Annotated in this window: 21 protein-coding genes, 1 tRNA gene, 1 other RNA gene and 4 pseudogenes; 10 read left to right on the forward strand and 17 right to left on the reverse strand. The window is 65.1% G+C overall.

The genetic code is table 11. From position 1 onward, the window contains the following. Positions 1–25: 25 nt before the first annotated feature. A complete protein-coding gene (locus tag M2337_RS15170; RefSeq protein ID WP_264570929.1) occupies positions 26–421 on the reverse strand; it encodes a hypothetical protein in 396 nt (131 codons plus the stop codon). Positions 422–527: 106 nt separating this feature from the next. Here M2337_RS15170 and M2337_RS15175 point away from each other — a divergent pair, with 106 nt between their 5' ends. The 4 genes from M2337_RS15175 (at position 528) to M2337_RS15190 (ending at position 7090) form a co-directional block, all read left to right on the forward strand. After that, a complete protein-coding gene (locus M2337_RS15175) occupies positions 528–2870 on the forward strand; it encodes an ATP-dependent helicase (protein ID WP_264570930.1) in 2343 nt (780 codons plus the stop codon). Between the two features lie 289 nt (positions 2871–3159). Next, a complete protein-coding gene (locus M2337_RS15180) occupies positions 3160–4509 on the forward strand; it encodes an MFS transporter (protein WP_264570931.1) in 1350 nt (449 codons plus the stop codon). Between the two features lie 67 nt (positions 4510–4576). Next, positions 4577–5500: a cysteine synthase A gene (gene cysK / locus M2337_RS15185; protein ID WP_264570932.1), complete on the forward strand. Its 924-nt coding sequence runs from the start codon at positions 4577–4579 to the stop codon at positions 5498–5500. Positions 5501–5677: 177 nt separating this feature from the next. Further along, a complete protein-coding gene (locus M2337_RS15190) occupies positions 5678–7090 on the forward strand; it encodes a cell wall hydrolase (protein ID WP_264570933.1) in 1413 nt (470 codons plus the stop codon). A gap of 77 nt (positions 7091–7167) precedes the next feature. On the opposite strand, the gene M2337_RS15195 is transcribed toward M2337_RS15190, so the two are convergent. The 13 genes and pseudogenes from M2337_RS15195 to M2337_RS17325 form a co-directional block, all read right to left on the reverse strand. Then, positions 7168–8973, reverse strand: a complete 1806-nt coding sequence (locus tag M2337_RS15195) for an acyl-CoA dehydrogenase C-terminal domain-containing protein (protein ID WP_264570934.1) — start codon at positions 8971–8973, stop codon at positions 7168–7170. A 23-nt stretch (positions 8974–8996) separates the two neighbouring features. Beyond that, positions 8997–9431, reverse strand: coding sequence for a MerR family transcriptional regulator (locus tag M2337_RS15200; protein WP_181560264.1), 435 nt, complete (start codon positions 9429–9431; stop codon positions 8997–8999). A 111-nt stretch (positions 9432–9542) separates the two neighbouring features. Then, positions 9543–9932: a phosphoribosyl-AMP cyclohydrolase gene (hisI, locus tag M2337_RS15205; protein WP_264570935.1), complete on the reverse strand. Its 390-nt coding sequence runs from the start codon at positions 9930–9932 to the stop codon at positions 9543–9545. Between the two features lie 85 nt (positions 9933–10017). After that, positions 10018–10094, reverse strand: a tRNA-His gene (locus M2337_RS15210). Between the two features lie 256 nt (positions 10095–10350). Then, positions 10351–10623 (reverse strand): HU family DNA-binding protein, encoded by a 273-nt coding sequence (locus M2337_RS15215; RefSeq protein WP_181560266.1) that lies wholly within the window; start codon positions 10621–10623, stop codon positions 10351–10353. Between the two features lie 253 nt (positions 10624–10876). Continuing rightward, positions 10877–13273, reverse strand: a complete 2397-nt coding sequence (lon, locus tag M2337_RS15220) for an endopeptidase La (RefSeq protein ID WP_264570936.1) — start codon at positions 13271–13273, stop codon at positions 10877–10879. A 216-nt stretch (positions 13274–13489) separates the two neighbouring features. Further along, on the reverse strand, positions 13490–13813 hold the full coding sequence (locus tag M2337_RS15225) for a YbaB/EbfC family nucleoid-associated protein (protein WP_264570937.1): 324 nt from the start codon (positions 13811–13813) through the stop codon (positions 13490–13492). After that, positions 13813–15576, reverse strand: coding sequence for a DNA polymerase III subunit gamma/tau (locus M2337_RS15230; protein ID WP_264570938.1), 1764 nt, complete (start codon positions 15574–15576; stop codon positions 13813–13815). Before M2337_RS15230 ends, M2337_RS15225 begins: the two co-directional genes overlap by 1 nt. A 32-nt stretch (positions 15577–15608) precedes the next feature. Continuing rightward, on the reverse strand, positions 15609–16517 hold the full coding sequence (locus M2337_RS15235; RefSeq protein ID WP_264570939.1) for a DMT family transporter: 909 nt from the start codon (positions 16515–16517) through the stop codon (positions 15609–15611). Positions 16518–16667: 150 nt separating this feature from the next. Beyond that, positions 16668–16765: signal recognition particle sRNA small type (gene ffs / locus M2337_RS15240), an RNA gene on the reverse strand. A 234-nt stretch (positions 16766–16999) separates the two neighbouring features. Then, positions 17000–17336: pseudogene (locus M2337_RS15245) on the reverse strand (2Fe-2S iron-sulfur cluster-binding protein). Further along, positions 17333–18438 (reverse strand): annotated as a pseudogene (locus tag M2337_RS15250) (cysteine desulfurase family protein). The pseudogenes M2337_RS15245 and M2337_RS15250 overlap by 4 nt, the downstream one beginning before the upstream one ends. Positions 18439–18475: 37 nt before the next feature. Further along, positions 18476–19489, reverse strand: a pseudogene (locus tag M2337_RS17325) (cysteine desulfurase family protein); the annotation flags it as partial. A gap of 97 nt (positions 19490–19586) precedes the next feature. Here M2337_RS17325 and M2337_RS15270 point away from each other — a divergent pair. The 3 genes and pseudogenes from M2337_RS15270 (at position 19587) to M2337_RS15280 (ending at position 21448) form a co-directional block, all read left to right on the forward strand. After that, positions 19587–20378 (forward strand): TSUP family transporter, encoded by a 792-nt coding sequence (locus tag M2337_RS15270; RefSeq protein ID WP_264570943.1) that lies wholly within the window; start codon positions 19587–19589, stop codon positions 20376–20378. A gap of 115 nt (positions 20379–20493) precedes the next feature. Then, a pseudogene (locus M2337_RS15275) lies at positions 20494–21149 on the forward strand (alpha/beta hydrolase). Further along, positions 21149–21448: a putative quinol monooxygenase gene (locus M2337_RS15280; protein ID WP_264570944.1), complete on the forward strand. Its 300-nt coding sequence runs from the start codon at positions 21149–21151 to the stop codon at positions 21446–21448. Before M2337_RS15275 ends, M2337_RS15280 begins: the two are co-directional and overlap by 1 nt. An 82-nt stretch (positions 21449–21530) precedes the next feature. On the opposite strand, the gene M2337_RS15285 is transcribed toward M2337_RS15280, so the two are convergent. Then, the gene (locus M2337_RS15285) at positions 21531–21992 is read right to left on the reverse strand and encodes a hypothetical protein (RefSeq protein WP_264588608.1); all 462 of its coding nucleotides are present in this window, start codon (positions 21990–21992) and stop codon (positions 21531–21533) included. 24 nt (positions 21993–22016) lie between these two features. Here M2337_RS15285 and M2337_RS15290 point away from each other — a divergent pair, with 24 nt between their 5' ends. Then, positions 22017–22571 carry a hypothetical protein gene (locus M2337_RS15290; RefSeq protein ID WP_264588609.1) on the forward strand — a complete coding sequence of 185 codons (555 nt, stop codon included), beginning with the start codon at positions 22017–22019 and terminating at the stop codon, positions 22569–22571. Here M2337_RS15290 and M2337_RS15295 read toward each other — a convergent pair. Both M2337_RS15295 and M2337_RS15300 read right to left on the reverse strand, forming a co-directional pair. Continuing rightward, positions 22510–23868 carry an AmpG family muropeptide MFS transporter gene (locus M2337_RS15295; protein WP_264570926.1) on the reverse strand — a complete coding sequence of 453 codons (1359 nt, stop codon included), beginning with the start codon at positions 23866–23868 and terminating at the stop codon, positions 22510–22512. The genes M2337_RS15290 and M2337_RS15295 overlap by 62 nt on opposite strands. A gap of 94 nt (positions 23869–23962) precedes the next feature. Beyond that, the gene (locus M2337_RS15300; protein WP_181560256.1) at positions 23963–24400 is read right to left on the reverse strand and encodes a response regulator; all 438 of its coding nucleotides are present in this window, start codon (positions 24398–24400) and stop codon (positions 23963–23965) included. A 100-nt stretch (positions 24401–24500) separates the two neighbouring features. Here M2337_RS15300 and M2337_RS15305 point away from each other — a divergent pair, with 100 nt between their 5' ends. Both M2337_RS15305 and rsmD read left to right on the forward strand, forming a co-directional pair. Next, on the forward strand, positions 24501–25403 hold the full coding sequence (locus M2337_RS15305) for a pseudouridine synthase (RefSeq protein ID WP_264570927.1): 903 nt from the start codon (positions 24501–24503) through the stop codon (positions 25401–25403). Further along, positions 25400–25942: a 16S rRNA (guanine(966)-N(2))-methyltransferase RsmD gene (gene rsmD, locus M2337_RS15310; RefSeq protein WP_264570928.1), complete on the forward strand. Its 543-nt coding sequence runs from the start codon at positions 25400–25402 to the stop codon at positions 25940–25942. The genes M2337_RS15305 and rsmD overlap by 4 nt, the downstream gene beginning before the upstream one ends. The last annotated feature ends 1 nt before the right edge of the window (position 25943 follow it).

The following is a 25943-nucleotide window of genomic DNA, read 5'->3' on the forward strand; positions in this document are numbered from 1 at the left end:
CCGACCTCAGCAGAAGCTCGGTTAGTTACTGCCCGCCGGGGTTCTTGCACCCGTCCTTCACGGTGCGCGAGCAGACCGGATATTCTGCCGGGGGCTGCGGAGCGGTCTGCTCCACGGGCCGCTGCGGCATCATCTCAACCTGGCCACCACCCGGGGGCGGAGGCGGCGGTGGCGTCATCGTGCCGCCGGGTGCAGGGGGCGGCGGCGGCGGGTTCATGCCATCACCGGGCATGGGGTTACCAGTCGGCGGGGGCATGGTGTCCGTCCCGCCCGGCATCGGCCCGGGTGTGTCGCCCGGCATCGGCGCGGTCGCGGACGGCGGGCCGGCTGGCGCTCCACCCGGAGGCGGCATGTCTTGTGCGTGGGCAGCGAAGGCCAGTGCCGAAGCGGCACCGCAGGCGAGAATGGTTGAGAAGCGCATGATCGCATCCTCCTATGAGTGATCGTTCTTGTGGGATGGAAATCCCGCAGCGGGACAGCCGTTCCGGTCGAACCATCCGCCGCAGACCGCCGGGGGCGTAATCGGGATGAAGCGGTCTGAACGCACGCCAAGGCCCTTGCCCCAGCCCCACCCGTTCCCTAGTTGTTCGCCTGTGACCGATCCTTTGCCAGCCCCCTCTCCTGCCGACCCGCCTTATATCCAGGGCCTCAATGCGCCGCAGCGCGAGGCTGTGCTGACCACGGAAGGGCCGGTTCTGGTTCTGGCGGGCGCGGGCACGGGCAAGACGGCAGCGCTGACAGCGCGCCTCGCGCATCTGGTGGCGACCCGCCGCGCATGGCCATCAGAGATCCTGTGCGTCACCTTCACCAACAAGGCCGCCCGCGAGATGCGCGAGCGCGTGGGGCGGATGATCGGCGAGGCGGTCGAGGGCATGCCCTGGCTCGGCACCTTCCACTCCGTCTGCGCCAAGATGCTGCGCCGCCATGCCGAACTGGTCGGGCTGCAGAGCAACTTCACCATTCTCGATACCGACGACCAGTTGCGCCTGATGAAGCAGATCATCGTCGCCGAGGGGATCGATGAGAAGCGCTTCACCGCCCGCGCGCTGGCCGGGCTGATCGACAAGTGGAAGAACAAGGGCCTCACCCCCGGCGAAATCGACGCGGGCGAGAGCGAGGCCTTCGCCAATGGCAAGGGCGCGGCGATCTATGCGCTGTATCAGGCCCGCCTGCGCGCGCTCAACGCGTGCGATTTCGGCGATCTGCTGCTGCACATGCTGACGATCTTCAAGACCGATCGTGAGGTGCTGGAGCAATATCAGCAGCGCTTCCGCTACATCATGGTGGACGAGTATCAGGACACCAATACCAGCCAGTATCTCTGGCTGCGGCTGCTCGCCCAGCAGCGCAAGAACATATGCTGCGTGGGCGACGACGACCAGAGCATCTATAGCTGGCGCGGCGCGGAAGTGGCGAACATCCTGCGCTTCGAGCGCGATTTTCCTGGCGCCGCGATCATCCGGCTGGAGCAGAATTATCGCTCGACGCCGCATATCCTGGCCGCGGCCTCCGGCGTCATCGCGCAGAATGGCGGGCGGCTCGGCAAAACCTTGTGGACGCAGGAGGCCGATGGCGAGAAGCTGCGCGTCATCGGCGTGTGGGACGGGCCGGAAGAGGCCCGCCGTGTCGGCGAGGAGATCGAGTCGCTGGAGCGGCAGGGCGTCGGCGCCGAGAAGATCGCCATTCTCGTGCGCGCCTCCTTCCAGACCCGCGAGTTCGAAGACCGCTTCATCCAGATCGGCCTGCCCTATCGCATCGTCGGCGGCTTCCGCTTCTATGAGCGGGCCGAAATCCGCGATGCGCTGGCTTATCTGCGCCTCGTCAACCAGCCGGCGGATGATCTTGCCTTTGAGCGGATCGTCAACGTGCCCAAGCGCGGCCTTGGCGACAAGGCGGTCGAGAAGGTTCACCGCCTCGCCCGTGCCTTGGCCGAGCCGCTCACCAGCGCCGCCGCCCGCATTCTCGACACGGACGAGCTGACCCCGCAGGCGCGGCGCTCGCTGGGGCGGTTCATCGGCGATCTCGCCCGCTGGCGCGATCTCGCCAATGCGATGAACCACGCCGATCTCGCGCGCCAGATTCTCGACGAGAGCGGTTACACCGCTGCGCTGCAGGCCGAGCGTACGACGGAGGCCAGCGGGCGGCTGGAGAACCTGCAGGAACTCACCCGCGCCATGGAGGAATATGAGACGCTCGGGGCCTTCCTCGAGCATGTCAGCCTGGTCATGGACAATGAGGCGCAGGCCGATGAAGCCAAGGTCACGCTGATGACCATCCACGCCGCCAAGGGGCTGGAGTTCGACACCGTGTTCCTGGCGGGCTGGGAGGATGGCCTATTCCCCTCGCAACGCGCGCTCGATGAAGGCGGCCTTGCCAGCCTGGAGGAAGAGCGCCGGCTGGCTTATGTGGCGATCACCCGCGCGCGCCAGCGCTGCCTGATCCTGCACGCCGCCAACCGACGGGTCTATGGCCAATGGACCAGTTCCATCCCCTCCCGCTTCATTGGCGAATTGCCCAAGGAGACGGTGGAGGAGGAAAACACCATGTCCGGCGGCGCCAGCCTATGGCGCGCCAACTGGTCCGAGCGGGACGACCCCTTTGCCAATGTCGCTCGGGGCTCGGGGCGCGGACCGGGCTGGCAACGGGCGCAAAGTCAGTTCTCGCGTGAGCCGACGCGCCTCGTCGAGGCACGGCAGAGCGCGGTGAGCCTCGGAAACAAGGGCCGCAGCGACGTCAGCCTCGGCACCCGCGTCTTCCACCAGAAGTTCGGCTATGGGACGGTGACGGGCATCGAGGGCAACAAGCTGGAGATCGATTTCGAGCAGGCCGGCGCCAAGCGGGTTCTGGACAGCTTCATCAGCCTCGCCTGAGGTGCGGTACCTCAGGCGGCGCAATTGTGTTCATGACGCCGCAGGTGCGCCAGGAAAAATGACAAGCCGCTTTATTTCCTGATGACTCATTAACCCTGTTTTCTTAGGGCGGAGCTGCGACCCGAAGGGCGCTGGCAGCCCCAGTGCTCAAACTCGGCCCGGCGGAGCGTGGGTTCCTGCCGGGCCTTTTTCGTTCCGCCTAAGCGAAGGCGCGCGGCAATCGAAAATCTTTGCCCTGCGCGCGTTTTGGTCCGTTGCGCCGTCGCCAGCCTTGCGCCAAGGAACATGCATGGTCAGCCCATCTTCTCGCGAGCCTGACGGCACCGCCGGGCGCAAGCCACCGACCCATCCCTTTCAGATCGGCGCCTTCCGCGCCTATCTGATGGTCCGCCTGTCGACGATCCTCGCATCGAACGGCATGGCGCTCATCATCGCGTGGGAAGCCTACAACATCGCGCGCCAGACCATGTCGCCCGGGCAGTCCGCGGCGCAGCTGGGGCTCATCGGCCTCATCCAATTCGTCATGGTCTTTGTGCTGACCCCCTTTGCGGGACTTGTCGCGGACAATTATTCGCGGACCCGCATCGCCATGGGCACGCTCTCGCTGCTGCTCTTCTCGGCAGGGATTTTGGCACTTTCCAGCTACGAAGGATGGATCAGCCTGCCGTTGATCTTCGCCCTCGCCGCGCTGATCGGCTTTGCCCGCGCTTTCCAAGGGCCAGCGCTCGGCTCTTTGGGCCCGAACATCGTCCCCAAGGACCTGCTGCCCCGCGCCATCGCGTTCAGCAGCATGTTCTGGCAGGCCGGCAGCATCGTCGGGCCGGCCGTCGCCGGCTACGCCTATGCCTTCAAGCCCTATTTTGCCTATATGTTCAGCAGCGCGCTGTTCGGCATGGCGGTCATCGGCATGATCTTCGTCGGCAAAGTCCCGCAAGCGGCCCGCCAGCGCGACCGTCATCCGATCGGCCAGATCATCGACGGCCTCACCTACGTGCGCACCAACCGGCTGGTGTTCGGCGCCATCACGCTGGATCTGTTTGCAGTGCTGCTCGCCGGCACCACAGCGCTTCTGCCGGTCTATGCGCGCGACGTGCTCGATATCGGCTCGCAGGGCTTGGGGCATCTTGCCGCAGCGCCGGGCATCGGCGCGGGGCTGACGGCGCTGTTCTTCTCGTTCCGGCCGCTGCGCCACAATGTCGGGCTGAAGATGATGCTCTCGGTCGGCATCTTCGGGTTGGCGACGATCGTCTTCGGGCTCACCGCCTTCATGCCGCAGCAGACCGCGATCATCGTCGCCCTGTTCGCCATGGCGACGTGGGGCAGTGCGGACATGTTCTCGGTGTTCGTGCGCCAGTCGCTGATCCAGCTCCACACGCCCGATGACATGCGCGGGCGCGTGACCAGCGTTTCAATGATGACGATTTCCGCCTCGAATGAGCTGGGCGATGCCGAGTCGGGCTTTCTCGCCGCGCTCATCGGGCCGATCGCCGCTGTGATTGCCGGCGGCGTGGGTGCAATCGCCATTACCTTGTGGTGGTCGCGCCTTTTCCCTGAATTGCGGAACGCCCGGACGTTCGATCCGCCCGACGTTCATTTCCGGCCTTCCCACGCGGGCGCTGCTCCCGCAAAAGAAGGATAGAGTCCGCCCCTTGCAAATCTCTATCAATTAAGTTTTAATTGATCGATCGCCTTATGGAGGATTGCCCATGAAAGTCTCGTCCATTCTCGAAACGATCGGCGGCACGCCGCACATCCGCTTCAACCGCCTGTTTGGCGATGCGAATGTCTGGATCAAGTCCGAGCGCTCGAACCCCGGCGGATCGATCAAGGACCGCATCGCGCTGGCCATGATCGAGGCTGCGGAAAAGGACGGCAGCCTCAAGCCCGGCGGCGTCATCGTCGAGCCAACCTCAGGCAACACCGGCATTGGTCTTGCCATGGTCGCCGCCGTGAAGGGCTATAAGCTCGTCCTCGTCATGCCCGAGAGCATGAGCCTTGAGCGCCGCCGCCTGATGCTGGCCTATGGTGCCAGCTTCGACCTGACCCCGCGTGAAAAGGGCATGAAGGGCGCCATCGAGCGCGCGCTGGAAATCGTGGCCGCCACACCCGGTGCGTGGATGCCGCAGCAATTCGAGAATCCGGCCAATATCGATGTCCACGTCCGCACGACGGCGCAGGAAATCTTCAACGACTTCGCCGATGAGCCGCTGGATGCACTAATCACTGGTGTCGGCACCGGCGGCCACATCACCGGCTGCGCGCAGGTACTCAAGGCGATGTGGCCGGGCCTCAAGGTCTTTGCCGTGGAGCCGACGCTCTCCCCGGTCATCAGCGGCGGCGCGCCCGGCCCGCACCCCATCCAGGGCATCGGCGCCGGTTTCATCCCGGCCAATCTGCACACCGATCTGCTGGACGGCGTGATCCAGGTCGATCCCGCCAATGCCAAGGATTATGCCCGCCGCGCTGCCAGCGAGGAAGGCGTGCTGGTCGGCATCTCCTCCGGCGCCACGCTGGCCGCCATCGCTCAGAAGCTGCCGGAACTGCCCGCCGGCGCCAAGGTGCTGGGCTTCAATTACGACACTGGTGAGCGCTATCTTTCTGTGCCGGACTTCCTGCCCGAAGCCGGCTGATCCGGGTCGACCATCCTGTGCCGGCGAGCCGTTAAGACTTGCCGGCCGGATTTTCCCGTTATGGCACGGCGGTCCCTGCGACCGGGCGGCTGGCCGTGCCGCTCTTGCCTAACGCTGCCTAAAGGCACACATACCGCCCCTCTCTGGCCGCGCATGGCGGCTTTGGCGGAAGGACGTATGGCAAGCAACGGTCTGATTGCGCGAAAATCGGCATTCCCGGCGCTCTCTTCGCGCCAGGGCCGACTCGTGCTGGCCGGCCTTCTAGGGCTGATCCTCACCAGCGCTCTGGCGCTGCTCGCCATCGGCAATCGCTCCAGCGTTACCGCCCTGCCCGGCAGCGAGACCGTGAGCACAGCCCTGCCCAAGGCACCGGATAACAGCCCCGTGCCCGTCGTCGAGCCGCTGGTGCTCGACGCCTCCCACCCCGATCAGGCGCGACAGCTGAACGCGCAGATCCCCTTCTCGACCGCGCCCAATCCTGCCCCCCGCCCCTTCACGTTCAAGGGCGATGCGGTGGCACTGGGCCGCGCAACCGACTGCCTTGCCGCCGCAATGATCTATGAGGCCGGCGACGACGCCAAGGGCCAGCGCGCCGTGGGACAGGTCGTGCTCAACCGCCTGCGCCACCCCGCCTTCCCCAAGACGGTGTGCGGCGTGGTGTTTCAGGGGCAGGAGCGGGCCACCGGCTGCCAGTTCACCTTCACTTGCGATGGCGCCATGGCGCGCCGCCCGTCCACGGCAGCCTGGGATCGCGCCCGGGGCAATGCCGCGCGGATGCTCGCAGGCGATGTCTATGCGCCCGTGGGCTACAGCACCCATTATCACACCGACTGGGTGATGCCCTATTGGAGCAAGTCGCTCGACAAGGTCGCGGCGGTCGATACGCACCTGTTCTTCCGCTGGGAGGGCTGGTGGGGCACGCCGCCGGCCTTTGCGCGGAGCCTCAGCATCGCTGCCGAGCCTGCCATCGCCAAGCTCGCCGCCTTGTCGCCCCTTCACGCCGATGATAGCGCGTTGGCCGGCACCCTGCCCGGTTCGCTGATCGACGATGCCACCGCTCCCGCGGCGCTTGGTGCTGCGGATATCGGCAAGCGCATCGGCCCCGGTCGGCTGGCTGCCATCGAACCCGGCGGCACAGGGTTTGTGATGACACTCGATCCGGGCGGCGACCCGGCCCGCTATGCCGACGCCGCCGCGCGCCTGTGCGCCGGGCGCGCGCAGTGTCGCCTGCTGGCCTGGACGAGCGATAAGGCGACGCCGCGCAGCTTCCCGGTCGCGGAAACCAGCCTCGCCTCCATGTCATTTTCCTATATCCGCATGAAGGACAGCGGCATCGAGCGCACGCTCTACAATTGCGACGAGTTCCGCGACGTGCCGCGCGTCAACTGCATGGTCCGCCGCACGCCGAGCGCACCCGCGCCCAAGCTGCTGGCCGACGAACGCGGGGAAGCCTCGCAGATCAAGCTGCCTGCCGGCGCACGTCCGGTCGCCGACATGCAGCGTGGCGAGCTGGTGCCGCTCAAGCCCGGCGATGCCGCGCTATTCAAGGCACCGCTGCGGGCTGATGCGCCGGCATCTGCAAAGCCCTGAACCTCAGCCATCGACGTGAAAACGGCTCCCTCTCCGGAGAGAGGAAGCCGCTTCTTGGTCCCGCAGGATAAGCCCGATCAGGCTGCCGTCAGGAACGCCTCGGGCGGCAGTTCCATCAGCACCTCGGCGCCGCCCTCGATCTTGCGACGCAGCGCGCCGGCTTCCGGCATGATGCGCTCGGCGAAGTAGCGGGCCGTCACCAGCTTGGCCTTCATGTAATCGGGGTTGCCCGTACCCGCATTGAGCTGCGCCTGCGCGGCCATCGCCATGCGCAGCCACATCATGCCCGTCGCGACGATGCCGGTGATGTGCATATAGGCATAAGCCGCAGCCCCGGCATTGTTCGGGTTCTGCATGGCGTTCTGCATCAGCCACATCGTCGCGGCCTGCAGTTGCTGATTGGCCTTCTCCAGCGCCTCAGCAATAGCAGCCGTCTCCGGCACGGCCTTGCCGGCGGCGACATCCTCGGCGACCATCTTGAACAGCGCCTGCACCGCGCGACCGCCATTGGCGGGCAGCTTACGGCCGACCAGATCCATGGCCTGAACGCCATTGGTGCCCTCATAGATCATGGTGATGCGCGCATCGCGCACCGCCTGCTCCACGCCCCATTCGCGGATGTAGCCATGGCCGCCAAACACCTGCTGTGCCAGCACCGCGACATCGAAGCCCTTGTCCGTGCCATAGCCCTTGATGACCGGAGTGAGCAGCGAGATGATGTCGTCCGCCGCCTGACGCTCTTCCTCGGTCGGCGCATATTTGATGAGATCGACCTGCAGGGCGCCCCACAAGACGAGCGCGCGCAGGCCTTCGGTGAGCGCCTTGCACTCCATCAGCATCCGGCGAACATCGGGGTGCACGAACAGCGTATCGGCGGGCTTGTCAGGCTCGGCAGCGCCGGTCAGCGCGCGGCCCTGCCGCCGGTCCATCGCATAATGGACTGCCTGCTGATAGGCCAGTTCACCTTGCGCAAGGCCCTGAAGGCCCACGCCCAGTCGCGCCTGGTTCATCATGATGAACATCGCGGCGAGGCCCTTATTCTCCTCGCCGATCATCCAGCCGGTCGCATCGTCATAGTTCATGACGCAGGTCGCGTTGCCGTGAATGCCCATCTTGTGCTCGATGGAGCCGCAGGTGACGGCGTTGTGCGCGCCCAGCGAGCCATCGTCATTGACCATCATCTTGGGGACGAGGAAGAGCGAGATGCCCTTGCTGCCTGCGGGCGCACCCGGCGTCTTGGCCAGCACGAGGTGGATGATGTTCTCGGCCATGCTGTGCTCGCCGGCCGAGATGAAGATCTTGGTGCCGGTGATCTTGTAGCTGCCATCATCCTGCGGCTGCGCGCGCGTCTTGATGAGGCCGAGGTCGGTGCCGCAGTGCGGCTCGGTCAGGTTCATAGTGCCGCACCACTGGCCGGAGACCATGTTGGGCACATATTTCTGCTTTAGCGTATCGTCGCCCTTGGCGAGGATCGCGCTGACCGCGGCGCCGGTCAGGCCGTGATACATGTTGAAGCCGTGGTTCGACGCCGTGAAATATTCCTCGGCGGCGATCGCCAGCACGATAGGCAGACCCTGCCCGCCATATTCCTCCGGCGCATGCAGCGTGGTCCAGCCACCCGCGACGAACTGGTCGAAGGCTTCCTGAAAGCCCGGCGGCGTCGTCACCGTGCCATCGTCATTGCGCTTGCAGCCAATCTGGTCGCCTACGGCATTGAGCGGGCTAAGCACCTCGCTGGCAAACTTGCCGCCCTCTTCGAGAATGGCCTGAACGATATCGCTGGTCGCCGAAGCAAAGCCGGGATTGTTCGTCAGACGCTCCAGCCCGACGATCTCGTTGAGGATGAACATGGTGTCGGCGACGGGCGCCTTGTAGCTGGGCATGGGCCTCTCCGTGGTAGAAAGTCTTAGTTGAGTTCGCCTGACAGGCGCTGATTTTCCTCGACGAGCGCGACGAAATTCTTCAGCTCTTCAATGGCTTCGTCGATATCCTGCCGCTGCCGCTGGAGCAATCCGATCCGCTCCTCGCATTTGGCGACGGTAAATTCGCGCTGGGTGCGCCGACCGTCGCCGGCATCGTACAGGTCGATCATGTCGCGGATTTCGGCCAGGCTGAATCCCACCCGCTTGCCGCGCAAGATCCAGGCGAGCCGCGCGCGATCGCGATGGCTGTAGACCCGCGTCAGGCCCTGCCGGCGCGGCGAGATGAGTTCCTCATCCTCGTAGAAGCGCAGAGCGCGCGGGGTAACTTCGAATTCGTCGCACAGGTCGGAGATCGAAAACTCTTCCCGCCCGTCCCGTTCCGGCTGGGGAATGCCGGCAATCATCTGGAGCTTCGTCATTGCATCCATCCTTCCATGAAGGTCAGACGCGCAGTTTACGTTTACGTCAACGGAAAATCAACCCCTCCGCGCCGTTGCTCCGGCGAGACCGAGCGACAGGTCCGTTACCGCTCAATGGGCGTGCGGCTCGCGATCGATCCATTCAAGCCCGTCATCCGTGACGCGGCGATAGAAGCAACTGACACGGCCGGTGTGGCAGGCCGGCCCCACGGGTTTGACCAGCAGCCAGATCGCGTCCTGATCGCAATCCATCCGCATGTCGACGATGTGGAGTTCGTTGCCGGACTCCTCGCCCTTGCGCCAGAGCTTGTCCCGGCTGCGCGACCAGAAATGGGCAACGCGCGTTTCGATCGTCGCGGCCAGGGCCTGCGCGTTCATATGCGCCAGCATCAGCAATTCGCCGGTATCGACATTGCTCGCCACGGCTGTGATCAATCCGTCGCGGTCATAGCGAGGACTGAGCCGCAGCCCTTCCTCCCGATCATCGTCTGCTTTTGCCATGCTGCGCCTATAGGCGGCGCGCGACGGGCTGTCAGCCCCGCGCACGCAGCGCGGCGGCCAGTCATCCAAATCTCGGAAAAGAAAATGGGGCGATCGACGGGATCCGAACCCGCGACCTCTGGTACCACAAACCAGCGCTCTAACCAACTGAGCTACGATCGCCACAGCGTCCATCGACGCTATCGAGAGGCGGCCCATAATGCCCCGGGAGGACCGCCGTCAAGCACAGAGCGCGCCCCTTTCGGGATTAGCACGCTTTTCCCGGCAGACCGGGCATCGTCAGCCTTCCCCCGGCTGAAAATCAAAAAGGCCAGGCAGAGCCCGGCCTTTGCCGACATGGGACGTCGCGTTCCCTGTCGGCGATCCAATCAAGCGGTGCCCCGGCCGGAAAGCGCGGGGCAACGATCGATCGAGTTGATTAGTTGACGGCGTCCTTGAGACCCTTGCCGGCCTTGAACTTCGGCTGGCTGGAAGCCTTGATCGCCATGGTTTCGCCGGTGCGCGGGTTGCGACCGGTCGAGGCCTTGCGCTGCGAAACGGAGAACGTGCCGAAGCCAACGAGGCGAACTTCATCGCCCTTCTTGAGAGCGGCGGTGATCGCGTCGAACACTGCCTCAACAGCCTTGTTCGCATCGGCCTTGGTGAGGCCGCTCTGATCCGCGACCGAACTGATGAGATCCTGCTTGTTCATGCCTTGGGAACCCCCTTCTTGAGAAAACTTGTGGTGGGAATCATGCGACGAAGGCGCGCATAAAGGCTTGCTTCGTCGCAAGTGTCAAAGAGATTTGCGCCTCAAACCCGTTAAAAACCCTGATTTACGCTGTTTTTCACGATGATCGGTCCGGTCCGGACGACGGACCGGCCCATTTATGACGATCCTTAACCGCCCTTAACTTCAAATCGGGCTGTTTTGGGCATCGGCGTCATGACGATCATCGCGAGACTCAGTGCCGCATCCGCTGCTCATGCTCGGCTGCCGAGCCGATCGGAGGCTGGGCGGCGAGATCATCTTCCTCGGACCAGTCGATCGGTGTCAACGCCCCGGTGAGCGCCCGGGCAAGCACCTCGTCCACATGGCTCACCGGCACGATTTCAAGGCCTTCCTTGATGTTCGCCGGAATCTCCACCAGGTCCTTCTCATTCTCCTGCGGAATGAGCACGGTCTTGATTCCGCCGCGCAGCGCCGCGAGCAGCTTTTCCTTCAGCCCGCCAATGGGCAGAACTCGGCCGCGCAGCGTCACTTCGCCGGTCATCGCGACATCCTTGTGGACGGGGATGCCGGTCAGCGTCGAGACGATGGACGTCACCATGCCGATACCAGCGCTCGGCCCATCCTTGGGTACCGCGCCTTCGGGAAGGTGGATGTGAATATCCTTGCGGTTGAAGATGCTCGGCTTGATCCCATAAGCCGGGGCGCGCGCCTTCACATAGGAGAAGGCCGCCTGCACCGACTCGGTCATCACGTCACCGAGCTTGCCAGTCGTCTTGATCTGGCCCTTGCCGGGGACCGTCACCGATTCGATGGTGAGCAGCTCGCCGCCCACTTCCGTCCAGGCAAGGCCGGTGACGGCACCGATCTGGTGCTCTTCCTCGGAAATGCCGTGACGGAACTTCCGTACGCCCGCATAATCGCCGAGATTCTCCGGCGTGATGGTGACGCTGGTTTCCTTACCCTCAAGAATCCGGCGGAGCGCCTTGCGCGCCAGCCGCGCAATCTCCCGCTCCAGCGTCCGCACGCCCGCTTCCCGCGTATAATAGCGAATGAGGTCGCGCAGCGCGGCCTCCTCGATGGCGAATTCGCCTTCTTTCAGCCCATGGGCCTCAATCTGCTTTTCGATCAGATGCCGCTGCGCGATCTCCAGCTTTTCATCCTCGGTGTAGCCCTCCAGCCGGATGATCTCCATGCGGTCGAGCAGCGCCTGCGGAAGATTGAGGCTGTTGGCAGTCGTGACGAACATCACGTCCGACAGATCGAGGTCGATCTCCAGATAATGGTCCTGGAACTTGCTGTTCTGCTCCGGGTCCAGCACCTCGAGCAGCGCGGAAGCCGGATCACCGCGGAAATCCTGGCCGAGCTTGTCGATCTCGTCGAGCAGCACCAGCGGGTTCATCGCCCCGGCCTTTTTGAGGTTGGACGCGATCTTGCCCGGCATGGAGCCGATATAGGTGCGGCGATGGCCCCGAATCTCGGCCTCGTCCCGCACGCCGCCGAGCGACTGGCGCACGAACTCACGGCCCGTCGCCTTGGCGATGGAACGACCGAGCGAGGTCTTGCCGACACCCGGCGGGCCGACGAGGCACAGGATCGGGCCTTTCAGCTTGTCGGAGCGCGCCTGCACGGCGAGATACTCGATGATCCGGTCCTTGACCTTGTCGAGCGCGAAGTGATCGGCATCCAGCACGTCCTGCGCCTTCACCAGATCCTTCTTGAGCTTGCTCTTCTTGCCCCAGGGCACGCCGAGCAGCGCATCGAGATAATTGCGGACCACCGTCGCTTCGGCCGACATGGGCTGCATGGAGCGCAGCTTCTTCAGCTCGGCTTCAGCCTTGCTGCGCGCTTCCTTGCTCAGGCGGGTCTTCTTGATCTTCTCGGTCAGTTCGGAAAGCTCATCGCCCTCCTCACCTTCGCCGCCGCCCAGCTCGCGCTGGATCGCCTTGAGCTGCTCGTTGAGATAATATTCGCGCTGGGTCTTCTCCATCTGGCGCTTCACGCGGCCACGGATTTTCTTCTCGACCTGCAACACGCCGAGTTCGCCTTCCATGAAGGCAAACACCATTTCCAGGCGCTTGAGCGGATCGCCCTCGACCAGCAGGGACTGCTTGTCGGCAACCTTCACGGCAAGGTTGGCCGCGATGAAATCGGACAGGCGGCCAGCCTCCGTGATCTCGCGCAATTGCGCGGCAGCTTCGGCCGGCAACTTCTTGTTGAGCTTGGCGTAATTCTCGAACTGGTCGGTGACCGAGCGCATCATCGCCTCGACCTCGGCGCCGCCCACGACGATATCGTCCAGCGGCGCCACGGTGGCGACGATATGATCCTCAGCATCCGTCAACGCGGTCAGGGAGGCGCGCTGCTTGCCTTCCACCAGAACGCGGACATTGCCATCGGGCAGCTTGAGCATCTGCACGATGCTGGCAATGACGCCCATGTCGTAAAGCGCTTCCCGGTCCGGATCGTCCTCGCTCGGGTCTAGCTGCGCGACGAGGAAGATGTCCTTGTCGCCCGCCATCGCCTTCTCAAGCGCCGTCACGCTCTTGTCGCGTCCCACGAACAGGGGCACGATCATCTGCGGGAAAACGACGATATCCCGCAGCGGCAAGAGAGGCAGATCAAGATCCATTGTCACTCCAATCCAGCCAGGGGGCCTTACCCCTGAGCCTGCGAACCGCCTTCGTGCAGAAGGGGCCGCTTCACAACCCGGTCGCTTTTCCCGCGCATCGCGAAAAACGATCAATGCATCATATCGTTCAGCCGCGCGCGCATTTCAACGGCGCGAAAAGCTACTGACTGCCGAACTGGTTAAGCGCGGGTAAAAACTATCGCCTTTTTACGCCGATCAGAAGGGCATCTTGAAGCCCGGCGGCAGAGGCAGACCAGCCGTCATCTTGCTCATCTGCTCGTTGGCCGCTTCATCCGCCTTGGCGCGCGCATCGTTGAAGGCGGCGACAATCAGGTCTTCCAGCATCGTTTTGTCGGCCGGCACGATCAGGCTCTCATCGACCGAAAGGCCGAGGATACGGCCCTTGGCGCTCGCCCGCACCTTGACCAGTCCGCCGCCGGAAGCACCCTCGACCTCGATGTTATCGAGTTCAGCCTGCGCCTTCTGCATTTCCTCCTGCACCCGGCTGGCCATGCCGAGAATGTCGTTGAGGTCCTTCATCAGCCTTCACTCCTATATTGCTCATCATCCGGGTCCACGAGCCGTGCTCCGGGGAATGCGTCCAGCGCGGCAGCCACGATAGGCGCAGCGCTGATCTGGGCAAGCCGCGCTTCTTTGGCGGCCTGTTCCTGCTCGCGCAGGCTTGGCTGGCCGTGGGCGTCCGTCGAGCGGACATCCCAGACCTCGCCCGTCACCTCACGCAACGCCGCCGCTACTTGCCGGGGGAAATCGGCATCGAGCGGCTGGAGGATGCGGAAGGCCAGCTCCGGCGGAGCATAATGCGCAAGGCTCACATAATCATGCAGTTCCGCGCTGAGCCGGGCATGGCGTGCCTTGAGCGCCTCGACCATCGCAGCAAAATCCTTCGGCAGCGCTGGCGTTGCCGCTTCCGGCTCAGACGCGGCTGGCGGCGCGGGCGGCGGCGGAGCGCTTGGGACCGCCTGGGCCGCTTCGCTCAACGTCCCACTGGGCGCAGGGGCCGGCATCGTCGGGCTCGCCTGCCCGCCACCGGCACCTTCGCGGATGAGCCGCGCCAGTTCGGCCGGGTCCGGCATGGCCGAGGCGTGGATCAGCCGCAGCAGCGCCATTTCGCAGGCCGCGTGGGGCCGCGCTGCAGCAGCAACCTCGGCATGGCCCTTGAGCAGCAATTGCCACAAGCGATGGAGCACCGGGAAAGACAATTGCTCAGCCCAGCCGGCAATCGCGCCGCGCTCGGCCTCCGGCATGCGGTCGAGCCCGGCGCCGCGCCCGGCCTTGGCAGTCGTCGCCGCATGGATGAGATCGAGCAAGGCATTCACCGTGGCGAGCGGCTCGACGCCGAGCGCTTCCTGCTCGCCCAATGTCGCCAGCACCGCCGGTGCATCGCCATCGAGAATCTGGTCGAACAGCCGCCGCGTCGCGCCGCGATCCGACAGGCCGAGCATTTCGCGAACCTGATCGGCCTGCACGAAGGGCCGGCCATCCTCGCCGACCCCGGCATGCGCAATCGCCTGATCGAGGATCGACTGGCCATCGCGCGCCGAGCCTTCCGCCGCGGTGGCGATGAGGCGCAGGGCATCGTCCTCGGCGACGACGCCTTCCTTGCCGCAAATCATGCGGAAATTATCGACCAGCAGCTCCACCGGGATGCGCCGCAGGTCGAAGCGCTGGCAGCGGGAGAGCACCGTGATCGGCACCTTGTTCACCTCGGTGGTGGCGAACAGGAACTTCACATGCTCAGGCGGCTCTTCAAGAGTCTTGAGCAAGGCATTGAAGGCATTGCGCGAGAGCATATGCACTTCGTCGATAATGTAGATCTTGAACCGCGCCGAGACGGCCGCATAGCGCACCGCCTCGATGATCTCGCGCACATCGTCGACACCGGTATGGCTGGCCGCATCCATCTCGATTACATCGATATGGCGCCCCTCGGCAATCGCCTTGCAAGGTTCGCAGACGCCGCACGGATCGATCGTCGGCCCGCCCTGCCCGTCCGGCCCGATGCAATTGAGCGCCTTGGCGATCAGCCGCGCGGTGGAGGTCTTGCCCACCCCGCGCACGCCGGTCATCAGGAAGGCGTGGGGCAGACGCTCGCGCTTGATCGCGTTAGCGAGCGTGCGCACCATCGCCTCCTGACCGATCAGCTCGGCAAAGGTCTGCGGGCGATAGGCGCGGGCCAGCACGCGATAGGCGGGCGCGTCAGGCGAAGTGATGGGCGCCACAGCCGCTTGCGGCCGGGGCGGTTCGCCAAGGTCGAAGCCCGGATCGTCTGAGGAATCGGTCATTGCGTTCGTTCTAGCTGCACTTGCGCCGGAAGTTAATGCGCCATCGGGGCGCGGACGGGTCGCCGCAGGAAGGGCAGTGCGATGCCGATGAAGATCAGGCCCATGCCGGCAAGATGATAGCCGTGCAGCGGCTCGTTCAGCAGCAGCGCCGCCAGCAGCGCGCCGAACACGGGCTGCAGGTTGATCACCTGCCCGGCATCACCCGCCCCGATCTGCTCTACCGCCAAATTGAACAGGAAGTAGGCGACCAGCGAGGGCAGCAGGATGACATAGGCCACGCCCGCCGCAACACCGGGCGTCATGATCACCCGCGCATGCGTCAGCTCATAAGCGGATAGCGGCGCCATGCACAGCACGCCGATAAAGGCGGTGATCGCCAGAAAGCTGAGGCCATGAATCTTCGGCCGCAGGCGCAGAAACACCGTGTAGAGCGACCACAGCGTCACAGCACAAAGCACCAGCAGATCGCCCCGGTTGAACACCATCGCGAACAGGGCCGAAGGATTGCCTTGCAGGATGATCGTGAACACGCCAGCAGCCGCCATGATCACGCCCGCCACCTGCACGGCGCGGGGCCGGTTGCGGAAGAACAGGAAATCGAACAGCAGCACCAGCGCCGGAATGGCCGCCTGAATGAGCAGGCTGTTCGCTGCCGTCGTATATTGCAGGCCGGAATACATGAAGGCGTTGAAGCAGCCGACGCCGATCACGCCGAGGAACAGGATGATCTTCCAATTGGCTTTGGCCACAGGCCAGTCCTGCCGCAAATAGCGCCACGCCACCGGCAGCGCGATCAGGGTCGCGCCGCTCCAGCGCCAGAAGGCCAGCGTGAAAGGCGGCATTTCCGTGTGGATCGCCCGCGCCACCACGGAGTTGCCGGACCAAAGTAGCATCACCAGCACCAGCATGAGATAGACGATGGTTCGGGATCTGCCGGCCATGAACTCAGTCCTTTCGCGCGCGCCGCTCAGCCACGAAAGCGCGGCCTGCCTATGACGCCATGCCCATGACGCCCTATCCTGCCCCCGGCAAGTCCGCGCGCGTGCCCGCAAGCAGAAGGACGCTGCAGAACAAGGACGTTGTGATGGGAGGTAGGTGGAAGCCGGAACGACCCGCAGCGAATTCGTTGTGGCTGCTTCCGTCAGGACCTGACCAGGTTGGCGAAGACTACGTCCGCCCGACTTCCGCGGCGCATATGGCGGCGTGAGGCGGGAAATGCAAGCGGATGGAGACGTCATTCTGCCTTGCAGCTATTCAAATGGCCGTGCTGCATGGCCTCCTGCACTAATCGATCGAAGCCACCCCACCCGTCATTCCCGCGAACGCGGGAATCCAGGGGCGTAACGCAGTTCGGTTGGGGCTTAGATTCCCGCGTTCGCGGGAATGACGGGAACTGGAGGTCACGGGCTGGAGCTTGCAGTCCTCAAGCCCCCTGCATGTTCCGACTCTCGGCGGGAATGTGCACGGTCAGCGTCTCCAGCGCGTCCACTCAGCACGATTTGGCAGGAGAGCCGGCTGGTCCGGGTGGTGGAGGCCGCCAGATCGAGCATGTCCTCCTCATCCTCGCTGGCGCGGGGGAGCTTGCCGAAGTCCTCGGCGTCCACAATCACATGGCAGGTGGAGCACGCCATCTGCCCCTCGCAGGTGCCTTCCAGCGGCTGGCCGGCGGCCTGTGCCACGTCGAGCAAAATGTCGCCCGCGCTGGCCTCCACTTCCTGCACATGTTCGCCATTGGCGCTGATGAAGCGGACTAAGGTCATGCGGGCACTCCCTGTGCGTCGGCGGCCTGATTGAGCAGACTCGCGGCTTCTTCCAGACGGCCAGCTGGTGTAGCGCCCCATGCCGATCCGCACCGAACTGCGCGCCTCTGCATCGCTCAGACCCATGGCCTTGAGCACATGGCTCGGCCGGCCGACCCGCTCGCGCAAGCAGACCCGAGCGAGACGGCGACGGTCCGTACATCCGAGATCAGCCGCGCCGCGTCCAGCCCAGGCCGGCGGAGATTGAGATTGCCATGATAGCGCGCCTCCCCGGTGCCATTGAGGTGCCAATCCGCAAAACAGCTCCAGCGCGCGCGTCCAGAGCGCTTCGACATGGGCGAGGTCGGCATAGCGGCGCTGCGCCGCCAGTTGCGCGGCCACACCGAAGCCCGCGCACAGCATGGGGCGAGAGCGTCCCCGGCCCTTACCCCCTGCTCCTGCCCGCCACCATGCATGAGCGGCGGCAGGTCGAGGCCTTCGCGCAGCCACAGCGCGCCCACGCCCTTCGGGCCGTGGATCTTGTGAGCGCTGATCGCGATCAGGTCCGCCTGAGGGGTCGCACGTCGGCCAAAACCCTGCACGGCGTCGCACAATGTCGGCACGCCAGCCGCGCGCGCGATCACGAACAGCCGGTCGAGTGGCTGCACCACGCCGATCTCGTTGTTCACCTGCATTACCGCAAGCAGGGCGGCTCGCTCGTCGATCGCCGCCTCGGCAATCTCCAGATCGACCAGCCCGTCGGCATTCACCGGCACGATCACCGGTTCGAAACCCTCGCGACGCAAAGCCATCACCGTATCGAGCACGGCGGCATGTTCGGTCGCCACCGTCACCACCCGTCGCCGGCTCTGCGGAGCAGCCCGCGCGGCGCCGATAATGGCCATGTTCAGCGCCTCGGTCGCGCCGCTGGTGAAGATCAGGCGGCCATCCGCGCGGCCCAGCGCATCGAGGATGCGACCCCGCGCCAGTTCGACATCCGCCGCCGCGATGCGACCGATGCGATGCGCGCTGTTCGGATTGCCATAATGATCCATCGCGGCCACCATGGCATCCGCACCTCCGGCGCCAGCGGCGTGGTGGCCTGGTAATCGAGGTAGATCATCGTCTTGCGTTCCCGTGCGCGATGGCCTGCACTCAGTGAGAAAATCGTCAATGTCGGCCGCGCCACGTGTCATGCCCCATAGTGACACGGATCACCTCGGCGGCCTCAGCCTGCGGCCAACCCATGGCCGCCAACACATGGCTGGTGCGCAAGCTGCCCGACGAGCAGGCACTGCCCGCCGACACCGCCATCCCGGCCATGTCGAAGCGGATGAGCTGCGCTTGCGCGGACACGCCGGGCATTCGGTAGCTGGCGATAGTCGGCAAGCGCGGGGAGGCGTCCCGCCACGATCTCACCGCCGGCTGCGAGAATAGCCGCGTCCACCCGCTCGCGCCAACCGGCGACGTCAGCCAACCAGTCCGCGCGGAGCTTCCAGCGCCGCCGCAAAGCCTAGCGCCAGCGCATGGCCTCGGTGCCGGCGCGATAGCCTTGCTCCTGCCCGCCGCTTGGGCCTGAGCAGCCGTCAGATCGCGCACGATAAGCGCACAATGCCGATCGGTCCGCCCAGCTTGTGCGCGCTCAGGACGATCAGGTCCGCGCCTTGCGGCAGCGCCATCTTCCGGCCGATTGGCTGCAATCGGCCAGCAGCAGGCCGTTTTGCGCGTGGATGCGCTCGGCGAACGCCTCCAGCGGCTGGATCCACGCCGGTCTCGCTATTGACCTGCTGGATCGCGATCAGCGTACCCGGCGCAATGGCATCGGGCAGGCACACGATCCCGTCATGATCGACCGGCAGCCGGCGATCCTCCGGGATGTGGGCAGCACAGCATCATGTTCGCTCGCCCCCTGCCAGCAAGGGAGACGCCTTTGCGCGCGTCAACGCGATGGCCAGCGCCTCGCTCGCGCCAGCGGTGAACAACACATGCCCATCCCAATCGAGCGCCTGCGCCACGCGGCGGCGGGCATCCTCCAGCAAGGCGCGCGCCTGACGGCCGACGGCATGCGGCGATGAGGGATTGGCCCAGGCATCGAACCCTGCCAGCATCGCCGCGCGAGCCTGTGGCAGCAGCGGCGTGGTCGCGGCATGATCGAGATAGATGCGTCGGCTCATCGCCCTTCCCTACAGGCCCGTCGCGCCACGGCAATGGATTTGCCCTCTGGTGCAATCAGCCATGTTGCGGCGCAGCACAGACCTGATATGCGAAGACATGGATCCCGCTTTCGACATCATCCTCATCCTCATGGGCGTGGCGTTTCTCGCCGCGACCATCGACGCCATGGCGGGTGGCGGCGGCCTCGTCACCATTCCCGCGCTGCTGGCGGCGGGCATCCCGCCCGTGACCGCTCTGGCGACCAACAAGCTCCAGAGCAGCTTTGGCACTTGTGGCGCCGTCATCGCCTTCGCCCGGCGCGGACATATTGATTTCCGCCGCTTCGCCTTACCGGCGCTGGCGTCATTTATCGGCTCTGCGGGCGGCGCGTTTCTGGTGACGCGGATCGATTCCGGCTTTCTCTCCGCGCTGCTGCCCATGCTGCTGGTCGCGATGGTGCTCTATTTCCTCTTCTCGCCCCGGATGAGCGATGAGGACAGGCACAGCCGCTTCGGCCCGCTCGCGCTCATCGTCACAGCGGCGATCATCGGCGGCTATGACGGCTTTTTCGGGCCCGGCACCGGCTCCTTCTTCACCACCGCGCTGGTCGGCCTGTTCGGCTTGGGCCTCATCCGCGCCGTAGCCCATACCAAGCTGCTCAATTTCGCCAGCAATTTCTCCAGCGTGATCGTCTTCATCATCGGCGGGCATGTCCTCTGGATCACCGGCCTTGCCATGGCGGTTGGCAGCATCGCAGGCGGGCAATTCGGCGCCTATCTCGCGATCCGCTTCGGCGCCGGAATCGCGCGGCCTCTGCTGATCGTCATGTCCCTCGCGCTCACCACTAAGCTGCTGCTGGACCCAGCGAACCCCCTCACCGCCGCTGCTCTGGGCTGGTTCGGGGGCTGAAGCGGGCGCCCTCCACCAGAAACATTGCGAAAATCGCGCTTCCGCCTATATAAGCGCCCGTCCCGCGTCGTCGGCCAGTCTCGGTCGCCCGCTCCCATTTCAAGTCTCAGGTGCCATGCCCGACGTCATTTTTCCCGGTCCCGAAGGCCGTCTCGAAGGCCGTTTCAGCCCTCCGCCCCGCCCGCGTGCGCCTGTTGCGCTGATCCTGCACCCGCACCCGCAGGGCGGCGGCACGATGAACGATCGCATCACGCAGGCGCTCTACAAGACCTTCGTGAAGCGCGGTTTTGCGACGCTGCGGTTCAATTTCCGGGGTGTCGGTCGCTCGCAGGGCGTGTTCGACAATGGCATCGGCGAGCTCTCCGATGCCGCCGCCGCACTCGACTGGATCCAGAGCTTCCACCAGGAAGCGCAGACGACATGGATCGCCGGTTTCTCGTTTGGCGCGTGGATCTCCATGCAGCTGCTGATGCGCCGCCCAGAAGTGCGCGGCTTTATCTCGGTGGCCCCGCCGGCCAACATGTACGACTTCTCGTTCCTCGCGCCCTGCCCCGCCTCCGGCATCATCGTGCAGGGTGTTAACGATGAGGTCGTCTCGGCCGCCTCCGTGCAGAAGCTGGTCGACAAGCTGCGCACGCAGAAGGGCATCACCATCCATCATGACGAGATCCGCAACGCCAATCACTTCTTCGAGCATGAGCTCGACCAGCTGATGATGCGGTCGACAATTATCTCGACATGCGCCTCGCCCCGGATTCGCCGATCCGCTGATGCTGATCCTCGCCGGGACCGTTCGCTTGCCGCCGGAGAACCTGCCGGCGGCGCGTCCGGTTATTGCGCGGATGGTCGCAGCCAGCCGCGCGGAGCCGGGTTGCATCGCCTACAGCTTCGCCGAGGATCTCGCGGAACCCGGTCTTCTGCGCATCTTCGAGGTGTTTCGCGACCGCGAGGCCCAGCAGGCCCATGCCGCGAGCCAGCACATGAAGGACTGGCGCGCCACATGGGATAACCTCGGCATCGGCGACAAGCAGATCACCCATTATGAGGTTTCGGCCACCGCGGAGGGCTGACCCCTCCGGTGCGCTCACACTGTTGCGGGCGGAGTCCGGCGGCGGCGCTTCAGCACGATCAACATGCCGGCGCTCCCGATCGTCAGCATCCCGACAATCGCCACCGGATCCGGCACATGCCGGAACACGATCCAGCCCAGCACTGTCGCCCACAGCACCTGCAGATACGTGATCGGCGCCAGCGTCGAAGCCGGGCATGGCGAAAGGCCGCCGTGAACAGATAATGCCCCACCCCGCCCCACAGGCCCAGCGACGCCAGTAGCGCGCCTTCCAGCAGCGTCGGCATCCGCCCCGCCCAGTAGAAGGGCGCCACCGCGCCGAAGACGAGGCTGCCCACGGCAGCACTGTAGAAGAGCAAAGCGAAGGTCTTCTCGGTCGCCGCGAGCGTGCGGGACATGAGCTGATAGGTGCCATTGAGAATGGCGGCGCCCAGAGCGAGCATGACGCCCACCACATCCAGCCCGCCACCCGGCCGCGCGATCAGCACGACGCCGGTGAGCCCGAGCAGCACGGCGCACCAGATTTCCAATATGGGCCTCGCCATTGCGATGCTCCGTCACCGCAGGCGGTGCCCCTGCCCGAGGCCGCGCTGCGCGCCGCACCGCTCTGGGCGCACTGGCCCGCGCGCATGCAGCGTCTGGAAGGCGGTCCGCTCAACGCGATGCTGCCCGGGCGGACGTTGATGCTCGATGGCGGGCATAACCCCGATGCCGGCAAGGCGCTGGCCGATGCGCTGACGGAAAGCCATCTGGCCGATGAGGGCATCGACCTGATCATCGGCATGCTCTCGAACAAGGACGTCGCCGGCTTCCTCAAGCCGCTCCGTCCCTTGATCCGCTCGATCCGCTCGCTGCCGGTGCCCGGCCATGAGCATCACGGGCCGGAGGTCTTCGCGCAAGTTGCCCGTGCATGGGAGGTGCCGCACCGCAGCTTCACCACGATCCAGGAGGCGCTGACGGATGTCGCCGGGGCCGCGACGCACGGTCCTGATGGCGGGTACGCTCTATCTGGCCGGGCAGGTGCTGGTCGCCAACAACCAGCCGCCGGTCTGAGGCGCGTCGCTAATCGTCCTGCGTGCTGGGCTGTCGCACGGACTCCACCACGAAGCCTTTCGTCCACATGATCCAGAGCAGGATCATGCCGGGGATCGCAGCCACGACGGTGAACGCCCAGAAACCGACCCAGCCCAGCCCCTCGGCGAGATAGCCCGAAGGCGTCGATAGCCATGTTCGGCCGACTGCGGCGAAGGATGACAGCAGGGCAAATTGGGTGGCGGTATAGGCGAGGCTCGACAGGCCGGAGAGATAGGTCACAAACACCGTCAGGCCGATGCCGCTGGTGAAATTCTCCGTTCCCACCGCCAGCGCGAGCATCGGCGTCGAATGTCCGGCTACGGCGAGCGCGCAGAACAGCAGGTTGGAGAGCATCATCATCGCACCGGAGACGAACAAAGCACGCCCCATGCCCAGCCGGGCGATGAACGGTGCGCCCAGCGCCGACCCGGCAATCAGCGCGGCAAAGCCGACGAACTTGTTGACGGTGACATATTCGGTGTCGGTAAAGCCCAGCTCGACGATCATCGGCGCCAGCATCACCTGCCCCATGGCATCGCCGATCTTGTAGATCAGCACGAAGCCCAGGACGAGGAAGGCGCCGTGACGGGAGAGAAACTCGCGGAATGGATTGACGATGGTCTCCTTGAGCCAGTCGCCCATTGCCAGCCCCTCGCGCACCGCGCGGTGCTCCACATAGCGCCCCGGCCCCGCCAGCAGCGCGCCAATCGCTGCCGGGAGCACGCAAAAGGCAGTGATGCCATAGGCGACGGCCCAACCCAGCCCGGCGCCTTCAGTGGAGGCGAGGAAGATCGTCCCAGCGCCGGCCAGCAGATTACCGGTGCGATAGCCGAACTGGTTCATCGCCGTACCGTGCGGCAGTTCCTGCTCGCTCAGGATTTCGATGCGGTAGGCATCGATCACGATATCCTGCGTGGCGGAGAGGAAGGCGACGGCTATGGCCCAGAGCGCAAAGCGCGCCAGATCGGTTGCCGGATCGCTGGCGCCCAGTTGCCAGATCGCGCCAAACAGCAGCGCCTGGATGAAGAACAGCCATGCACGCCGCTGCCCGAACAGGCGGGTGAGCACAGGCAGTGGCACCTTGTCGACCAGCGGCGCCCACAGGAATTTGAGCGTGTAGGGCGTCGTCAGGCCAATGGCGAAGCCGATCGTGGACTTGTCGATGCCAACCTTGGAGAGCCAGAAGGTCATTGTCGCCAGCAGCAGCGTCAGCGGAAAGCCGCTCGATATGCCGAGCAGGAACGCGACGAACGGCATGGGCCGCAAATAAGGACGGAAGCTTGGAACGAAGAAGCCGCTCGCCACGACTGCACCGACAATCACGGCGAATATGAGGGTCTGCGACATGCACACTCCGACTGCTTGGGCCTGAACCCGCAGTCTTAGAGCGCTATGCCGGAATTCAAAGCATCGTTTTTACCCGCGCGCCTCAGCGCAGCCCTCAGTTGCGCTTGAAGAGTTTCAGCCCCGCCGGCAGCCGGCCGGGCGAGCGCCCGCCAATCACCCTCTCGCACACGCCAATGGCACGGATGAGGTCGCGCGGCAGAAATGGCTTGGAGAGGCACCCGAGCGCAATGTCCTGATCGCGCGCTTCCTCAGGGCAGGTGGCCGTCGCGAACAGCACGGCAATGCCGAGTTCGCGGGCATGGCGGGCCAGCTCGACGCCCGAGCGAACACCGGCAAGCCGCACGTCGGTGACAACCAGATCGACCGCGCCCTGTTCGAGGATGATCGCCGTCGCTTCCCGGAAGCGATCGACTGTCGCGACCACCTCATAGCCGGCCGTCTGGAGGGTGTGTTCTTCATCGAACGCGAGCAGCGGCTCATCCTCGACAATCAGGATGCGGCGTATTCGCTGCGTCTCCTTCGAGAAAAACATTGCCGCCTCATTCCCGTTGCGCCAAACCGCAGACCGAAAACGGATCGATCCCGGCGCACAAAAACGCTAGGTCGCGCGGCTGCGATTCGCCAGTGCAGCGATGACACAGCCGCCCCAAAAACGGACACAGATTTTGTCGAACACTCGTGGACCTTCCGGACCTCGCCGTCCCCAGCGCCCTGTAGCCGGTGCTACCGATCGTCGAGCCCAGCCGCCCAGAGCGCGCCGGGGCGCAGGCCGCGTCGCGCCGCAGGTGCGCCAGGCCGCCGATGATGGCACCGCGCGAGAGGGCGAGCGCATCGCCAAGCTGATGGCCCGCGCGGGCGTCGCCTCCCGCCGGGATGTCGAGCGGATGATCGCCGAAGGGCGCGTGGCGCTGAACGGCACGCTGGTGGAAACGCCCGCGACGCTGCTCAAGTCGCTGCGCGGCGTGACGGTGGATGGTGTGGCGGTGAAGGAGCCCGCACCGGCCCGCATGTTCCTGTTCCACAAGCCGGCCGGCCTGCTCACCACCGCCAAAGACCCCGCCGGGCGTCCGACCATTTATGATCGCCTGCCCGCCGACCTGCCGCGCGTGATGCCGGTCGGCCGGCTCGATCTCAACACGGAAGGCCTGCTGCTGCTCACCACCGATGGCGAGCTGAAGCGGCAGCTGGAACTGCCTTCCACCGGTGTCGAGCGCACCTATCGCGCGCGCGCGTTCGGGGAGATCAGCCAGGCGCAACTTGAAGAGCTGATCGAGGGCGTCGAGATCGAGGGGATGCGCTATGGTCGCATCGACGCCAATCTGGAGCGGCGGACCGGGCGCAATCAGTGGATCGAAATGACGCTGACCGAAGGCAAGAACCGCGAAGTACGACGCGTACTCGAACATCTTGGCCTTAAGGTCAGCCGGCTGATCCGGACCCGCTACGGCCCCTTCGTGCTGGGCGATTCCGCGCCGGGTGAAGTGGCCGAGGTGCGCCAAGTCGATCTCATCAAGTTCCGCAAGACGCTCAAATGAGGATCATCTCAGGACAATGGCGGGGCCGCCCGCTGGTGGCGCCAGTCGGCGAGGAAACGCGCCCGACAGCGGATCGCACACGCGAGACGCTGTTTTCGATGCTCACCAGCCGTTTGGGCTCATTCGAAGGGCTTGCCGTGGGCGATTTCTTTGCCGGCTCCGGCGCGCTTGGCTTTGAGGCGCTCTCTCGCGGGGCAGCGACATGCCTCTTCGTCGAGCGCGACCGGGCTGCGATCGCCGCCCTGCGTAAAAATGCCGAAAAGCTGGGACTCGCGCGGCCCGACATCCGCCAGAACGATGTTCTTGCGCTTGGCGCCACGTCGGCGCCGCTGGATGTGATTTTCATGGACCCGCCTTATGGCACCGGCGCGGGTGCCGTCGCTCTGGACAAGCTTGCTCGGCTCGGCTGGGTCGGCCCCAGCACCTGGGTGAGCATTGAGACGGAAAAGCGGGAAGAGATCGCGGTCAAAGGCTTCGATTGCGATGCCGAACGCGTGGTCGGCAAGGCCAAATTGGTCCTGCTGAGGCCGGCAACCTAGA

It is taken from the genome of Sphingobium sp. B2D3A (assembly GCF_025961795.1).
GTDB lineage: Bacteria > Pseudomonadota > Alphaproteobacteria > Sphingomonadales > Sphingomonadaceae > Sphingobium.

Bases quoted from the DNA above. Each gene is read 5' to 3' on its own strand.
- M2337_RS15170 (WP_264570929.1), bottom strand. From the start codon at position 421: ATGCGCTTCTCAACCATTCTCGCCTGCGGTGCCGCTTCGGCACTGGCC.
- M2337_RS15175 (WP_264570930.1), top strand. From the start codon at position 528: ATGAAGCGGTCTGAACGCACGCCAAGGCCCTTGCCCCAGCCCCACCCG.
- M2337_RS15180 (WP_264570931.1), top strand. From the start codon at position 3,160: ATGGTCAGCCCATCTTCTCGCGAGCCTGACGGCACCGCCGGGCGCAAG.
- cysK (WP_264570932.1), top strand. From the start codon at position 4,577: ATGAAAGTCTCGTCCATTCTCGAAACGATCGGCGGCACGCCGCACATC.
- M2337_RS15190 (WP_264570933.1), top strand. From the start codon at position 5,678: ATGGCAAGCAACGGTCTGATTGCGCGAAAATCGGCATTCCCGGCGCTC.
- M2337_RS15195 (WP_264570934.1), bottom strand. From the start codon at position 8,973: ATGCCCAGCTACAAGGCGCCCGTCGCCGACACCATGTTCATCCTCAAC.
- M2337_RS15200 (WP_181560264.1), bottom strand. From the start codon at position 9,431: ATGACGAAGCTCCAGATGATTGCCGGCATTCCCCAGCCGGAACGGGAC.
- hisI (WP_264570935.1), bottom strand. From the start codon at position 9,932: ATGGCAAAAGCAGACGATGATCGGGAGGAAGGGCTGCGGCTCAGTCCT.
- M2337_RS15215 (WP_181560266.1), bottom strand. From the start codon at position 10,623: ATGAACAAGCAGGATCTCATCAGTTCGGTCGCGGATCAGAGCGGCCTC.
- lon (WP_264570936.1), bottom strand. From the start codon at position 13,273: ATGGATCTTGATCTGCCTCTCTTGCCGCTGCGGGATATCGTCGTTTTC.
- M2337_RS15225 (WP_264570937.1), bottom strand. From the start codon at position 13,813: ATGAAGGACCTCAACGACATTCTCGGCATGGCCAGCCGGGTGCAGGAG.
- M2337_RS15230 (WP_264570938.1), bottom strand. From the start codon at position 15,576: ATGACCGATTCCTCAGACGATCCGGGCTTCGACCTTGGCGAACCGCCC.
- M2337_RS15235 (WP_264570939.1), bottom strand. From the start codon at position 16,517: ATGGCCGGCAGATCCCGAACCATCGTCTATCTCATGCTGGTGCTGGTG.
- M2337_RS15270 (WP_264570943.1), top strand. From the start codon at position 19,587: ATGGATCCCGCTTTCGACATCATCCTCATCCTCATGGGCGTGGCGTTT.
- M2337_RS15280 (WP_264570944.1), top strand. From the start codon at position 21,149: ATGCTGATCCTCGCCGGGACCGTTCGCTTGCCGCCGGAGAACCTGCCG.
- M2337_RS15285 (WP_264588608.1), bottom strand. From the start codon at position 21,992: ATGGCGAGGCCCATATTGGAAATCTGGTGCGCCGTGCTGCTCGGGCTC.
- M2337_RS15295 (WP_264570926.1), bottom strand. From the start codon at position 23,868: ATGTCGCAGACCCTCATATTCGCCGTGATTGTCGGTGCAGTCGTGGCG.
- M2337_RS15300 (WP_181560256.1), bottom strand. From the start codon at position 24,400: ATGTTTTTCTCGAAGGAGACGCAGCGAATACGCCGCATCCTGATTGTC.
- M2337_RS15305 (WP_264570927.1), top strand. From the start codon at position 24,501: ATGACACAGCCGCCCCAAAAACGGACACAGATTTTGTCGAACACTCGT.
- rsmD (WP_264570928.1), top strand. From the start codon at position 25,400: ATGAGGATCATCTCAGGACAATGGCGGGGCCGCCCGCTGGTGGCGCCA.